Annotated in this window: 13 protein-coding genes; 12 read left to right on the top strand and 1 reads right to left on the bottom strand. The window is 68.2% G+C overall.

Going from position 1 to position 14,656, the window contains the following annotated elements:
• Position 1: 1 nt before the first annotated feature.
• The 10 genes from nuoN (at position 2) to V6S85_RS10000 (ending at position 9,842) form a co-directional block, all read left to right on the top strand.
• Complete coding sequence (gene nuoN / locus V6S85_RS10045) at positions 2-1,441, top strand: NADH-quinone oxidoreductase subunit NuoN (protein ID WP_334348847.1); 1,440 nt, start codon at positions 2-4, stop codon at positions 1,439-1,441.
• 1 nt (position 1,442) lies between these two features.
• Positions 1,443-2,213 carry a biotin--[acetyl-CoA-carboxylase] ligase gene (locus V6S85_RS10040; RefSeq protein WP_334348846.1) on the top strand — a complete coding sequence of 257 codons (771 nt, stop codon included), beginning with the start codon at positions 1,443-1,445 and terminating at the stop codon, positions 2,211-2,213.
• Positions 2,210-2,992 (top strand): type III pantothenate kinase, encoded by a 783-nt coding sequence (locus V6S85_RS10035; protein WP_116564655.1) that lies wholly within the window; start codon positions 2,210-2,212, stop codon positions 2,990-2,992. The genes V6S85_RS10040 and V6S85_RS10035 overlap by 4 nt, the downstream gene beginning before the upstream one ends.
• A complete protein-coding gene (locus V6S85_RS10030; RefSeq protein ID WP_334348845.1) occupies positions 2,989-4,668 on the top strand; it encodes a ribonuclease J in 1,680 nt (559 codons plus the stop codon). Before V6S85_RS10035 ends, V6S85_RS10030 begins: the two co-directional genes overlap by 4 nt.
• A gap of 7 nt (positions 4,669-4,675) precedes the next feature.
• Complete coding sequence (locus V6S85_RS10025) at positions 4,676-5,410, top strand: rhomboid family intramembrane serine protease (protein WP_334348844.1); 735 nt, start codon at positions 4,676-4,678, stop codon at positions 5,408-5,410.
• A 61-nt stretch (positions 5,411-5,471) separates the two neighbouring features.
• Positions 5,472-5,891, top strand: coding sequence for a methylmalonyl-CoA epimerase (gene mce / locus V6S85_RS10020; RefSeq protein WP_101719833.1), 420 nt, complete (start codon positions 5,472-5,474; stop codon positions 5,889-5,891).
• Entirely contained in the window at positions 5,891-6,151 is a 261-nt protein-coding gene (locus tag V6S85_RS10015) for a DUF1467 family protein (RefSeq protein ID WP_116489566.1), read from the top strand. The genes mce and V6S85_RS10015 overlap by 1 nt, the downstream gene beginning before the upstream one ends.
• 412 nt (positions 6,152-6,563) lie before the next feature.
• Complete coding sequence (gene proS, locus V6S85_RS10010; protein WP_116564647.1) at positions 6,564-7,889, top strand: proline--tRNA ligase; 1,326 nt, start codon at positions 6,564-6,566, stop codon at positions 7,887-7,889.
• Positions 7,889-9,163, top strand: a complete 1,275-nt coding sequence (locus tag V6S85_RS10005; protein WP_116564645.1) for a lipoprotein-releasing ABC transporter permease subunit — start codon at positions 7,889-7,891, stop codon at positions 9,161-9,163. Before proS ends, V6S85_RS10005 begins: the two co-directional genes overlap by 1 nt.
• Positions 9,156-9,842 (top strand): ABC transporter ATP-binding protein, encoded by a 687-nt coding sequence (locus tag V6S85_RS10000; RefSeq protein WP_116489569.1) that lies wholly within the window; start codon positions 9,156-9,158, stop codon positions 9,840-9,842. The genes V6S85_RS10005 and V6S85_RS10000 overlap by 8 nt, the downstream gene beginning before the upstream one ends.
• Positions 9,843-9,959: 117 nt before the next feature.
• Here V6S85_RS10000 and V6S85_RS09995 read toward each other — a convergent pair whose 3' ends face one another.
• Complete coding sequence (locus tag V6S85_RS09995; protein WP_334348843.1) at positions 9,960-10,916, bottom strand: nucleoside hydrolase; 957 nt, start codon at positions 10,914-10,916, stop codon at positions 9,960-9,962.
• Positions 10,917-11,089: 173 nt separating this feature from the next.
• On the opposite strand from V6S85_RS09995, the gene sidA reads away from it, so the two are divergent.
• Positions 11,090-11,179, top strand: a complete 90-nt coding sequence (gene sidA, locus V6S85_RS09990) for a cell division inhibitor SidA (RefSeq protein ID WP_058346375.1) — start codon at positions 11,090-11,092, stop codon at positions 11,177-11,179.
• A gap of 25 nt (positions 11,180-11,204) precedes the next feature.
• A complete protein-coding gene (dnaE, locus tag V6S85_RS09985; protein WP_334348842.1) occupies positions 11,205-14,636 on the top strand; it encodes a DNA polymerase III subunit alpha in 3,432 nt (1,143 codons plus the stop codon).
• Positions 14,637-14,656: the final 20 nt, after the last annotated feature.

Below are 14,656 nucleotides of genomic sequence, written 5' to 3'. Positions count from 1 at the left end.
CATGACGTTCTCCGCCAACATCTCCCTCGTCCTTCCCGAGCTGGTCCTGGGCGTCTCGGCCCTGGTCCTGCTGGTCTGGGGCGCCTTCTCCAAGAAGACCACGCCGGTCTTCACGGGCGCTTCGGTGCTGGCGCTGCTGGCCGCCGCCGTCCTGGCGGCGATCGGTCCGCACGGCCACGCCTTCAACGGCGTCTACTCGGCCGACGCCGCGGCCAGCTACGCCAAGGTCGCGATCTTCCTGTTCAGCGCCCTGGCCGTGGTGCTCGGCGACCGCTGGCTCGCCGCCCGCGGCGACCAGAAGTTCGAGTTCCCGGTCCTGGTCGTGCTGTCGGCCGTCGGCATGGGCATCACCGCCTCGGCCGGCGACCTGATCAGCCTCTATATCGGCGTCGAACTGCAATCGCTGGCCCTGTACGTCCTGGCGGCCTTCCGTCGCGACGACGCCAAGGCCTCGGAAGCGGGCCTGAAGTACTTCGTGCTGGGCGCGCTGTCGTCGGGCATCCTGCTGTACGGCGCCTCGCTGATCTACGGCTTCGCCGGTTCGACCCGCTTCGCCGACATCGCCGCCGCCTCGCACGGCGCCCATGGCCTGGGCCTGCTGTTCGGCCTGATCTTCGTGATCTGCGGCCTGGCGTTCAAGGTTTCGGCCGCGCCGTTCCACATGTGGACCCCGGACGTCTACGAAGGCGCCCCGACCCCGGTCGTCGGCTTCTTCGCCGCCGCGCCGAAGCTGGCCGCCATGATGATGTTCGCCCGCGTGCTGGGCGACGCCTTCCCCGACGCCGTGTCGCAATGGCGCCAGGTGCTGATCATCGCGGCCCTGCTGTCGGTGTTCGTCGGCGCCTTCGCCGGTCTGGCCCAGACCAACCTCAAGCGCCTGTGGGCCTATTCCTCGATCGCCAACGTCGGTTACGCCCTGCTGGGCGTCGCCACCGGCGGCGAGATCGGCCTGCACTCGATGCTGGTCTTCATGGTGCTCTACATGGTGGACGTCACCGGCTTCTTCGCCTGCCTGCAGGCGCTGAGCCGCGACGGCAAGCCGATGGAGACCATCGAGGACATGGCCGGCCTGGTGAAGGAACGTCCCGGCATCGCCCTGGCCATGACCGCGTTCTCGCTGTCGGCCCTCGGCCTGCCGCCGTTCTCGGGCTTCTGGGCCAAGTTCTACGTCTTCAAGGCCGCCATGGGCTCGGGCGACGTGCCGCTGCAGTGGGCCGCCGTGCTCGGCCTGGTGGGCAGCGTCGTGGCCGCGTTCTACTACCTGCGCCTGATCAAGGCGATGTGGTTCGACGCGCCCGCGGGCTCGGTGGACAAGCCGCAACCGACCGCTCGCGCGATCGGCTTCGCCGCGGCCCTGTTCTCGTTCCCGATCGTGCTGGCCGCCTTGGTCTGGCTCGACCCCGCCGCCAAGGTGGCGGCGGCCGCCTTCGGCCACCTCTGACGTGACGGGCGGCCCCCCGTTCGACAACGGGGCGGGCAAGGGGCCGCCCGTCGTCGTTCTCGACGAGATCGACTCGACCAACGCCGAGGTCCGCCGCCGCGCAGAAGCGGGGCGGACCGAGCCCGTCTGGATCGTCGGCCTGCGGCAGACCTCGGGCCGAGGCCGCCGGGGCCGGGCCTGGGAAACCGGCGACGGCAACCTGGCCGCCACGCTTCTGCTGACCATCGACAAGCCGCCCGCCGAAGCCGCCCAGGTCTCGTTCGTCGCCGCCCTGGCGGTGGCCGACCTGCTTGCCGCCTACGTGCCCGAGCGCCTGGTCAGCCTGAAATGGCCCAACGACCCGATGGTCGGCGGCCTCAAGATCAGCGGCATCCTCATCGAGTCCGGCAAGTCGCCGGACGGCGGCCTGTGGCTGGCCGTGGGGATCGGGGTGAACCTGGCCCGCAAGCCCATCGACAGCGAGCGCCCGACCACGGCGCTGCCGACCTGGCGGGCCGAACCGCCGCCGACGCCGGTCGAGGCGATCGGGGTGCTGGCCGCGTCGTTCGACCGCTGGCTGGACGTCTGGCTGCGCCTGGGCTTTCCCGCCATCGCCGACGCCTGGACCGCCAAGGCCCACGGCCTGGGCGAGCCCTGCGTCGCCCGCCTGGGGACCGAGACGGTCGAGGGCATAGCCGAGGGCCTGGACGGCGATGGGGCCTTGCGCCTGCGCCTTGCCGACGGCCAACTGCGCCGGATCACCGCCGGCGACGTCTTCTTCGGAGCTTCGTGATGCTGCTGGCCATCGAACAGGGCAACACCAACACCATGTTCGCCATCCACGACGGCCAGTCGTGGATCGCCCAGTGGCGGGCCGCCACCGAGAGCACCCGCACCGCCGACGAGTACGTCGTCTGGCTGTCGCAACTGATGTCGATGCAGGGCCTGGGCTTCCGCTCGCTGGACGCCTGCATCATCTCCAGCGTCGTGCCCCAATCGCTGTTCAACCTGCGTAACCTGTCGCGGCGCTACCTGAACGTCGAGCCGCTGGTGATCGGCGAGAACGCCAAGCTGGGCGTCGACATCCGCATCGACAAGCCGTCGGAGGCCGGCGCCGACCGCCTGGTCAACGCCGTGGGCGCCAGCATGGTCTACAAGGGCCCGTTGATCGTGATCGACAGCGGCACGGCCACCACCTTCGACGTCGTGGCCGCCGACGGCGCCTTCGAGGGCGGCATCATCGCCCCGGGCATCAACCTGTCCATGCAGGCGCTGCACGAAGCGGCCGCCAAGCTGCCCCGCATCGCCATCCAGCGTCCCGGCAAGATCGTGGGCACCGACACGGTCGGCGCCATGCAGTCGGGCGTTTTCTGGGGCTACATCTCACTCATCGAAGGGCTCGTCTCGCGCATCAAGGAAGAGCGCGGCGAGGACCTGACCGTGGTCGCCACCGGCGGCGTCGCCTCGCTGTTCGAGGGCGCCACCGACAGCATCGACCACTTCGACCCCGATCTGACCATCCGTGGTCTCCTCGAAATTCACCGCCGCAATACCCATCTAGGGACCGAATGAAAAAGCAAACCAACGACGAACTAGTCTTCCTGCCGCTGGGCGGGTCGAACGAGATCGGCATGAACTTCAACCTGTACGGCTACGGGCCCGCCGACGACCGCAAGTGGATCGTCGTCGACCTCGGCGTCACCTTCGGCGACCAGACGACGCCGGGGGTCGAGATCATCCTGCCCGACCCCGAGTACATCGTCCCCTATGCCGACGACATCCTGGGCATCGTGCTGACCCACGCGCACGAAGACCACCTGGGGGCCGTAGCCTGGCTGTGGCCGCAGCTGAAGGCACCGGTCTACGCCACGCCCTTCACCGCCTTCCTGCTGCGCGAGAAGCTGCGTGACGCCAACCTGCTGGACGAGGTCGAGATCCACGAGGTGCCGTTGAGCGGCAGCTTCGACCTGGGGCCGTTCCATCTGGAAATGGTGACCCTGACCCACTCGATCCCCGAGCCCAACGGCCTGGCGATCAAGACCCCGTTGGGCACCATCCTGCACACCGGCGACTGGAAGATCGATCCCGATCCCCAGCTGGGCGCGGCCACCGATGTCGACGCCTTGCGCCGTCTGGGCGACGAGGGCGTGCTGGCCATGGTCTGCGACAGCACCAACGTCTTCGTCGAGGGCGAGTCCGGCTCGGAAGCCGACGTCCGCGTCGAGATGAACAAGCTGATCGCCGGCCTGACCGGCAAGATCGCCGTGGCCTGCTTCGCCTCGAACGTGGCGCGCATGGACACCGTGATCCGCGCGGCCCAGGCCGCCGGCCGCAAGGTGTGCCTCGCCGGCCGCTCGATGCACCGCATGGCCGCCGCCGCGCGCTCGGTGGGACTGCTCGAGGGCCTGGATCCGTTCGTCACCGACGACCAGGCCAAGCACATGCCGGAGAACGAGATCCTCTATCTCTGCACCGGCAGCCAGGGCGAGGCGAGGGCGGCTCTGGCCCGCATCGCCGAGGGCAACCACCCGCACGTCAAGCTTTCACAGGGCGACCACGTGGTGTTCAGCTCGCGCGTGATCCCGGGCAACGAAATCCCGATCCGCAACCTGCAGAACAAGCTGGCCGACCGTGGCGTGCGCCTGCACACCGAGCGTGACACCCCCGGCATCCACGTCAGCGGCCACCCGTGCCGTGACGAGCTGAAGCAGATGTACCAGTGGGCCCGTCCGCAGATCGCGGTGCCGACTCACGGCGAGCGTCGCCACCTGCTCGAGCACGCCGCCTTCGCCAAGGACCTGCAGGTTCCCCACGCCGTCTCGCCGCGCAACGGCGACATGGTGCGCCTGGCGCCTGGTCATCCGGAGATCATCGACGAGGTGCCGGCCGGTCGCCTGTACGTCGACGGCGGCGTCGTGACGCCCGAGAACGGCGAGGCCCTGCGCGAGCGTCGCCATGCGGCGTTCAACGGCGTGCTGGCCGTGTCGATCGTGCTGGACGGCCGCAACAAGGTCGTCTCGGGCCCGCAGGTCCGGGGCCTGGGCCTGGCCGGCGACGAGGAATACCCGCTCGACGAGGCCCTGGACGACCTGGCGGAAGAGGCCGAAGAGGCCTTCAAGCGCCTGTCGGGCGACGACCGCGAGATCGACGAAACGATCGAGAACGCCATCTCGCGCGCGGTGAAGAAGGCCGCCTTCCGCATCTGGGAACGCAAGCCGGTCGTCGAGACGACCGTCCTGCGCCTCTGACGCCCGCATGAGCATCGACGACCAGGTCCCGACCGAGCCCCCCGAGCCGCCGCCTGCGCGGCGCGAGGGGATCTTCGGCCAGGGGCCTGCCGTCATCTGGTTCGAGGCCTGGCCGGTCCTGGTGACCCTGGGCCTGATCTGGATCGTCTTCGCCGCCCAGCTGGCCAGCGCGCCGCTGGGGTTGGAGGAGCGGATGCTCAGCTACGGCGCCTTCCATCCCGGCAACTTCCGGGACGGTCTGTGGTGGACGCCGCTGACCTCGATGTTCCTGCATGCCGGCTGGCTGCACGTGGTCATGAACTCGGCGGCCTTGGTCGCCCTGGGGCCGGGGATCGCCCAGCGCCTGGGGCGCGACGCGTTCGGCGGCCTGCTGTTCGGCGGTCTCTATGTCGGCTGCGGTCTGGCCGGCGTGGCGCTGGCCGGACTGATGATGCCCGACGCCTGGCTGCTGGGCGCGTCCGGCGCTATCTGCGGCCTGTGGGGCGCGGGGGCGCGCCTGGTCGGGCCGGGCAGGGAAGAGCTGCATCCGATCTTCTCCAAGGCCGTCGGCCGTTCGGCGCTGTCGTTCCTGGTCATGAACCTGGTCGTCGTGGTCGCCGCCGGCGCCTACGGCCTGGCCAGCCAGCAGGGCCTGATCCTCGTCTCGTGGCAGGCGCATCTGGGCGGCTTCGTGCTCGGCCTGCTGCTGGTCGGCGTGCTGCCGGTGCGCTTCCACTGGCTGAAGGGCCTTCGCGGCGCTTGACTGCCGTGACCGGAGGCGCGGTTAGTTGGTCTCCAACTCCGCACCAACCGGGACAGGAACCATGATCGGCAGGCTCAACCATATCGGCGTCGCCACGCCCTCCATCGACGAGTCGGTGAAGATGTACCGCGAGCTGCTGGGCGCCACCTCGGTCACCGAAAAGTGGGCCATGCCCGAGCAGGGCGTCTGGGTCTGCTTCGTCAACCTGCCCAACAGTCAGATCGAGCTGATCGAGCCCTACGGCGAGAAGTCCCCGATCCACGCCTTCCTGGCCAAGAACCCCAAGGGCGGCCAGCATCACGTCTGCTTCGAGGTCGAGAACATCTACGAGGCCCGCGACGCTCTGGTCGCCAAGGGCGCGACCGTGCTAGGCGAGCCCAGGATCGGCGCCCATGGAACGCTGATCATCTTCGTTCACCCCAAGGACATGGGCGGCATGCTCGTGGAATTGATGGAAAGCCCCAAGGACGCGCATCACTGATGGGACCGATCACCAGCGTCGCGATCTTCCTGACCATCTGGTGGACGGTGCTGTTCGCCGTGCTGCCGCTGGGCGTGCGCAGCTATCACGAGATGGGAATCGAGCCGCCGCCGGGCGCCGATCCGGGCGCGCCGGTGAACCCGAACCTGAAGCGCAAGTTCCTCACCACGACCTGGGTGACGGCGGTGCTGTTCACGATTCTCTGGCTGGTGGTGAAGTTCCAGCTGGTGACCCTGCCGGACCTGCCCTCGACCTACTGAAAACTTTTGCAGTCGGGGGCTGGGCGCCCAAGGGTTGTGCGACCGGCGATCTCCTGCCCGTCAAACGCCCATGTCTTGGGCGAAACGCGCGGAGCTTGAACGCCAGCGGCAATCGCATGCCCCAACAGCCGTTCGACGGTCGTAGACTGTAATGACGAGGCCGGGTTCGGCCTTGCTCTGTGGCGTCTTCCCCGACGATGAACTTGAACGGCCGCGCGATTGAACCGCGCGGCCTTCTTTTCGTTATGGCTCCGCTCGGGGCGTTGGCCGAAGAGAGCGCGGCCTCGCCCAACTCTTTCGACAGTCGGACGCCCTCGACACTCAAAACGTCATCTTTTCGCCGCGCGCGTTGCCAAGCTGAACGGCGACCGGCTATCTCAACGCCTCGAATACTCCCGGAGACGTCTCGTCCATGCGCCTGTCGCGCTACTTCCTGCCCGTCCTGAAAGAAGCTCCCTCCGACGCCCAGATCGTGTCGCACCAGCTGATGCTGCGCGCGGGCATGATCCGCCAGGAGGCCGCCGGCATCTACGCCTGGCTGCCACTGGGCCTGCGGGTGCTCAACAAGGTCGAGCAGATCGTCCGCGAGGAGATGGATCGCGCCGGCGCCGTCGAGCTCCTGATGCCGACCCTGCAACTGGCCGACCTGTGGCGCGAGTCGGGCCGCTACGACGCCTACGGCCCGGAGATGCTGCGCATCACCGACCGTCACGAGCGCGAGCTGCTGTACGGGCCCACCAACGAGGAAATGGTCACCGAGATCTTCCGCGCCTCGGTGCGCAGCTACAAGGACCTGCCCAAGAACCTCTACCATGTGCAGTGGAAGTTCCGGGACGAGCGCCGTCCGCGCTTCGGCGTGATGCGCGGCCGCGAGTTCCTGATGAAGGACGCCTACAGCTTCGACCTCGACGCCGAGGGCGCGCGCAAGTCGTACAACCGCATGTTCGTGGCCTACCTCAACCTCTACGCCCGCATGGGCCTGAAGGCCGTGCCGATGCGCGCCGACACCGGCCCGATCGGCGGCGACCTGTCCCACGAGTTCATCGTCCTGGCCGAAACCGGTGAAAGCGCCGTCTTCTGCCACAAGGACCTGGTCGAGATGGATCCCCCAGGGGCAGACGTCGACTGGTACGGCGACCTGCAGCCTCTCGTCGACCAGCGCACGGCGCTGTACGCCGCGACCGAGGAGATGCACGACGAAGCCGCCTTCGACGCGATCCCCGAGGGCGACCGCCTGTCGGCCCGCGGCATCGAGGTCGGCCACATCTTCTCGTTCGGCACCAAGTATTCCGAGCCGATGAAGGCCTATGTCATGGGTCCGGACGGCAAGGAAGTACCGGCCCAGATGGGCAGCTACGGCGTCGGCGTCTCGCGCCTGCTGGGCGCGATCATCGAGGCCAGCCACGACGAAGGCGGCATCATCTGGCCCGAAAGCGTCGCGCCGTTCCACGTCGGCATCGTCAACATGCGCCAGGGCGACGGCGCCTGCGACGCGGCTTGCGACAGCGCCTACAAGGCCCTGCAGGCCGCCGGCGTCGACGTGCTCTATGACGACACCGATGCTCGCGGCGGCGCCAAGTTCGCCACCATGGACCTGATCGGCCTGCCCTGGCAGCTGATCGTCGGGCCCAAGGGCATCGCCGACGGCGTGGTCGAGCTGAAGAACCGCAAGACCGGCGAACGCGTCTCCGAGCCGCTCGACGCGGTCATCGCCCGCCTGACCGGCAAGGCCGCCTGATGGCGCTCGGCGCGGGGCCTTTCGGGATCTGGGAACGGACGGTCGCCTGGCGTTACCTGCGCACCAAGCGCAAGAACGGCGGCGTCGCCCTGATCTCGGTGATCTCGTTCAGCGCGGTGATGCTGGCGGTATTCGCCCTCATCACCGTGATGAGCGTCATGAACGGCTTCCGCGCCGAGCTTCTCGGCCGGCTGCTCGGCTTCAACGGCCACATCTACGCGCAGGGGCCGCTGGTCAACGGCCCCGACCGCGAGGGCGTCATCGCCCGCATCAAGGCCAGCCCCGGCGTGATTCAGGCCGCGCCCCTGGTCGAGGCCCAGGCCATGGTCATCGGTCCCAACCAGGTGACCGGCGCCATCGTGCGGGGCGTGAACCCCGCCGACCTGCGCGGCATGAAGCTGATCTCCAGCAACATCAAGCAGGGCTCGCTCGACGGCTACGGCGAGGGCGAGTACGGCGGCGACATGGTGCTGATCGGCGACCGCATGGCCCGCAACCTTGGTCTTTCGGTCGGCGATCCGATCACCCTGATCTCGCCGTCCGGCCCGGCCACGGCCTTCGGGACCTCGACCCGCGAGAAGGACTATGTCGTCGGCGGCGTGTTCAGCGTCGGCATGAGCCAGTTCGACGAGAGCTACGTGATGATGCCGCTGGCCCAGGCGCAGCTGTTCTTCGGGCGCGACACGGCCATCGACTACGTCGAGGTCAAGCTGACCGACCCCGACAACGCCAAGCAGGCCAAGGCCGCCATCGAACAGGCCGTGGGGCCGGGCGCCTTCATTACCGACTGGATGGACAAGAACAGCAGCTACTTCAACGCGCTGCAGGTCGAGCGCAAGGTCATGCGCCTGATCCTGTTCTTCATCGTCGCCATCGCCACCCTCAACATCATCTCCGGCCTCGTCATGCTGGTGAAGAACAAGGGCCGCGACATCGCCATTCTGCGCACCATGGGCGCCAGCCAGTCGTCGATCCTGCGCATCTTCATCATGGCCGGCGCCTCGATCGGCCTGGCCGGCACCCTGATGGGCCTGCTGCTGGGCGTCCTGTTCTGCGCCAACATCACCGCCATCCAGAACTTCGTCGAATGGGCCACCGGCACGGCCGTGTTCAGCGCCGACATCTATTTCCTGGCCCATATCCCGGCCAAGATCGACTGGGTCGAGGTGGGCGGCGTCGTCTCGATCTCCACCCTGATGAGCGTGCTGGCGACCCTGCCGCCGGCGCTGCGGGCCTCGCGCCTCGATCCCGTTGAGGCCCTTCGCTATGAGTAGCCCCGTCCTGTCGCTGCGCGGCGTCGAGCGCACCTACGTCACCGAGGCCGGCAAGCTGACCGTGCTGCGCGGCGCCGACCTCGACGTCTATCCGGGCGAGGTCGTGGGCCTGATCGGCCCGTCGGGGTCGGGCAAGTCGTCGCTGCTGCACGCCGCGGGGCTGCTGGAGCGCCCGGACGCCGGCATCATCGCCGTCGACGGCAAGGACTGCTCCAAGCTCTCCGAGCGCCAGCGCACCAAGGTGCGCCTGTCGACCGTGGGCTTCGTCTACCAGTTCCACCACCTGCTGCCGGAGTTCACGGCTGCGGAAAACGTGGAACTGCCGCAGATGATCGCCGGCCGTCGCCGGGCCGAGGCCCGCGAGCGGGCCGTGGGGCTTCTGAGCCAACTGGGCCTTGCCGCTCGCGTGGATCACCAGCCCGGCCAGATGTCGGGCGGCGAGCAGCAGCGCGTGGCCATCGCCCGGGCCCTGGCCAACTCGCCCAAGCTGCTGCTGGCCGACGAGCCGACCGGCAACCTCGATCCGGCGACCTCGGCCGCCACCTTCCAGGCGCTCTACGACCTGGCGCGCGGGCAGGGCGTGGCCGCCCTGATCGCCACCCACAACATGGAGCTGGCCCGCTACATGGACCGGGTCTTCGCCCTGCGCGACGGCCACCTGGAGCCGCAGACGTTCTAGGCAGGGGCGAAAACCTCGCCCTTCGACAAGCTCTGGGTGAGGTTCTCGGATGCGTGGCCTTGCCCTATTCCTCATCCTGAGCCTGTCGAAGGACGAGGAACACGCACCAGCTTGAATTCAGAGAAGCGCCTGCCGCATCGCCGCGAAGAACCCGGCCTGGTCGATCTTCTTGATGACCCGGGCGTTAGGCTCGCGGCGCTTCAGGGCCGGGTCGGCGATCTCGATGTCCGGCAGGATCGAGTGCGACACGCTGAGATAGCCGCGCGTCAGCTCGCCCATGGTCTCCACGTCGATCACGCAGCGCTCGGCCTCGAGCACCAGGGTCTCGTCGAGCATGGCCGCGCAGGTCAGGGCGTCGGGGTGCAGGCTGCCGTCCAGGCCCTCGGTGTCGCGGGCGAAGGCCAGTGAAGCCTCGTTGACCTTGGTGAAGAACGCCGCGCGCGGCGTGCCCAGGGCGTCGAGCTCGCCCAGTTGCGCGGTCGTCAGCAGGCCGTCGCGCAGGGTTTCGGTCCAGGTCACCACGTGCAGGTCGAAGCCCGCGTTGACGACGATCTTGGCCGCCTCGGGATCGACATAGAAATTGTACTCGGCCGCCGGCGTGACGTTGCCCACGCCGTTGTCGGCGCCGCCCATGACCCACAGGGCCTTGGCGGCCTTGGCGATCGCCGGCTCGCGCAGCACGGCCAGGGCGATGTTGGTCAGCGGCGCCTGGGCCAGCAGCGTGATCTCGCCAGGCGCCTCCATCACCCGTCGCACGATCTCGTCGGCCGCGTGGCCGGGGGAGGGGCGCTGGGCCGCCTTGGGGAACGCCGCGTCGCTCATGCCGTCCTCGCCGAACACGTAGGCGGCGTCCAGCGGAAGGCGGCTGAACGGTTTGCCCGCGCCCAGATAGACCGGAACGCCGGCGGTCTCGCAGGCCTCCAGCGTCACCAGGGCGTTCTCGGCGTGCTGTTCGAAGCCGACATTGCCGTGGCTGATGGTGATGGCCTCGACGTTCACGCCCGGGCGGCGCAGGGCGAGCATCAGGGAGAAGACGTCGTCTCCGGCGGTGTCGGTGTCGATGATCAGGCGCATGGCGGGGCTTCTGCCGTGTTCCGACGGCCAAGGCCAGAGCCGCCCGGTTGATCCGCGGCGATAGGCCCCGCGTGACAAAAAAGCTCGCAACTTGCCTGTGGACTATTGTGGTGAGAACGAAAGGGGAATATAGAACAAAAAGGCAACTGGCCAACGAGCTGTGGAGGGATGGTATGGTCCGGATCGCGCGTGAGTCTTTGGCGCTTGTATCTGTCGCCGGCTTCGTCTGGATGATGTGTTCGGTCGCCCAGTTGGTGGCCTGAGTCGAATAGCAGCGAGGGTCTGGTCATGTCGGGTGTGGAAGGTCAGGGTTTCGTCCACCTCCGCGTCCGGTCGGCCTATTCGCTGCTGGAAGGGGCCATCAAGGCCGACAAGATCCCGGGCATGGCCGCCGCCGGCGGCATGCCCGCCGCGGGGATCGCCGACCGGGCCAATCTGTTCGGCGCCCTGGAGTTCTCCGTCTATTCCAAGGACAACGGCGTCCAGCCGATCATCGGCTGCGCCCTGCCGGTGAAGGGCATCGGCGCCAAGCCGGCCGAGCGCTGGGCGCGCGAGCCGACCATCACCCTGCTGGTGCAGAACGAGCGGGGCTATCTGAACCTCTCGGAACTGTCGTCCCTGGCCTACCTGGAAAGCGGCGAATTGGCCGAACCGGTCGTGCCCTGGGCCAAGGTGGTCGAGTATTCCGAAGGCCTGATCCTGCTGTCGGGCGGAACCGACGGGCCTGTCGACAGCCTGTTCGCCGCCGGCAAGACGGCCGAGGGCAATGCGGCCCTGGCCGAGATGCAGCAGGTGTTCGGCGATCGCTTCTATGTCGAACTCCAGCGCCACGGCCTGCCGCAGCAGGCGGCGGCCGAGCCTGGTCTCGTCGACTGGGCCTACGACCACGACGCGCCGCTGGTCGCGACCAACGACTGCTACTACGCCAAGCCTGAACTCTATGACGCGCACGATGCGCTGCTGTGCATCGCCGACGGGTCGTTCGTCGGCCAGGACGAGCGTCGCCGGGTGACGCCCGAGCACTGGTTCAAGCCGGCCGACGACATGCGCAAGCTGTTCGCCGACCTGCCGGAGGCCTGCGACAACACCCTCGACATCGCCCGACGCTGCGCCTTCATGGTCAAGAAGCGCGATCCCATCCTGCCCAGCTTCCCCACCGGCGACGGCCGCAACGAAGCCGAAGAGCTGGCCCACCAGGCCCGTGAAGGCCTGCGCATGCGCCTAGAGGGCCTGACCCTGGCGATGGAAGAGCACGTCTACTGGGAGCGGCTCGACTTCGAGCTCGGCATCATCGTCAAGATGGGCTTCCCCGGCTACTTCCTGATCGTTTCCGACTTCATCAAGTGGGGGAAGGACCACGGCATCCCGGTCGGTCCGGGGCGGGGTTCGGGCGCCGGTTCGCTGGTCGCCTGGGTGCTGACCATCACCGATCTCGACCCGCTGCGCTTCGGCCTGCTGTTCGAGCGCTTCCTCAATCCCGAGCGGGTCTCCATGCCTGACTTCGACGTCGACTTCTGCCAGGAGCGACGCGAAGAGGTGATCGCCTACGTGCAGGACAAGTACGGCCGCGACCGCGTGGCCCAGATCATCACCTTCGGTTCGTTGCAGGCCCGCGCCGTGCTGCGCGACGTCGGTCGGGTGATGCAGCTGCCGCTGGGCCTGGTGGATCGTCTCTGCAAGATGGTGCCCAACAATCCGGCCGCCCCGGTGACCCTGGCCCAGGCCATCGACATCGAGCCGCGCCTAAAACAGGCCAAGAACGAGGACGCCAACGTCTCCAACTGCCTGGACGTGGCCCTGCAGCTGGAAGGCCTGTTCCGCAACGCCTCGACCCACGCCGCCGGCGTGGTCATCGGCGATCGGCCGTTGACCCAGCTGACCCCGCTCTACAAGGATCCGCGCTCGGATTTCCCGGCCACCCAGTTCAACATGAAGTGGGTCGAGAGCGCGGGGCTGGTGAAGTTCGACTTCCTGGGCCTGAAGACCCTGACCGTGCTCGACCGCGCGGTGAAGCACCTGCGCAAGCGCGGCATGGAAGTGGACCTGGGCCGCCTGCCGTTCGACGACACCAAGAGCTACGAGCTGCTGGCCTCGGGCCAGACGGTCGGCGTATTCCAGCTCGAAAGCCAGGGCATGCGCGACACCCTGCGCAAGATGCGCTGCGGCTCGATCGAGGAGATCACCGCGCTGATCTCGCTCTATCGTCCGGGCCCGATGGACAACATCGACACCTTCGTCGACTGCAAGTTCGGCCGAAAGCCCGTCGACACCCTGCACCCGTCGCTCGAGGGCGTGCTGCGCGAGACCTACGGGGTCATCGTCTACCAGGAGCAGGTGATGCAGATCGCCCAGATCCTGGCCGGCTACAGCCTGGGCGAGGCCGACCTGCTGCGTCGCGCCATGGGTAAGAAGAAGAAGGAGGAGATGGATCTCCAGAAGATCCGTTTCGTCTCCGGCGCCAAGGAGAAGGGCGTGCCCGAGGAGCAGTCGGGCTCGATCTTCGAACTGGTGGCCAAGTTTGCCGGCTACGGCTTCAACAAGAGCCACGCGGCCGCCTACGCCCTGATCGCCTACCAGACGGCCTGGCTGAAGGCCAATACGCCGGTCGAGTTCCTCGCCGCGTCGATGAGCCTGGATATCTCCAACACCGACAAGCTGGCGGTCTTCCACCAGGACGCCCGCCGCTTCAACATCACCGTCCGGGCCCCGGACGTGAACCGCTCGGGCGCCGACTTCGAGGTCGAGAACGGCGAGGTGCTCTACGCGCTCGGCGCGGTGCGCAACGTCGGCCTGGAAGCCATGAAGCACCTCGTGGCGGTGCGCGACGAGGGCGGTCCGTTCCGCGACATCTTCGACTTCGTCGAGCGGGTGGATCCCAAGCAGGTCAACAAGCGCGCCATCGAAAACCTGGCGCGGGCCGGGGCCTTCGACTCGTTCAACAAGAACCGCGCCCAGGTGTTCGCCAACGCCGACGTGCTGATCGCCCACGGCCAGAGCGTCGCGGCCGACCGGCAGGGCGGCCAGCACGCCCTGTTCGGCGGCGACGCGGCCGCCAGCCGGCCGCGCCTGAAGAAGGTCGAGCCCTGGACCCAGGTCGACCTGCTGGACGAGGAACTGTCGGCGGTCGGCTTCTACCTGACGGGGCACCCGCTGGAGGACATGGTCGGCATGCTGCGCCGCCGGCGCACCGTGATGCTGACCGAGGCCATGGCCCAGGCCGAGGCTGGAGCCGAGGCCCTGCGCATGTGCGGCATCGTCCGTCGTCGCCAGGAGCGCGCCTCCCAGAGCGGCGAGCGCTTCGCCTTCGTCTCGCTGTCGGACCCGTCGGGCGAGTACGAGGTGCTGTTCCCGCCGGAATCCCTGCGCAAGTGCCGCGACGTGCTGGAGCCGGGCAAGGGCGTGGTCATCAAGGTCCGCTCCAAGGCCCGCGACGGCGAGGTGCGCTTCTTCGGCGACGACGCCGAGCCGATCGAAAGGGCCATAGAGAACGTCGTGGCGGGCTTGCGGGTGCACCTGTCGCCGGCGGCTACGGAGATCGAGGCCCTCAAGCGCCGCATCGAGCCGGCCGCGACCCAGAAGGGCGGCGAGATCAGTTTCGTCGCGGCCCTGGGCGGCGGCCGGGAGATCGAGCTGAAGTTGCCGGGGCGCTATACGCTGGACGCCTCGCTGCGAGGGGCGCTGAAGACCGCGCCGGGCGTGGCGCTGCTGGAAGACATCTAGCGGTCTTTCCCCTTAGGGCC

It is taken from the genome of Caulobacter sp. CCNWLW153, assembly GCF_036889365.1.
Classification (GTDB): domain Bacteria; phylum Pseudomonadota; class Alphaproteobacteria; order Caulobacterales; family Caulobacteraceae; genus Caulobacter; species Caulobacter radicis.
This window is presented reverse-complemented; position numbering and strand designations above follow the sequence as displayed.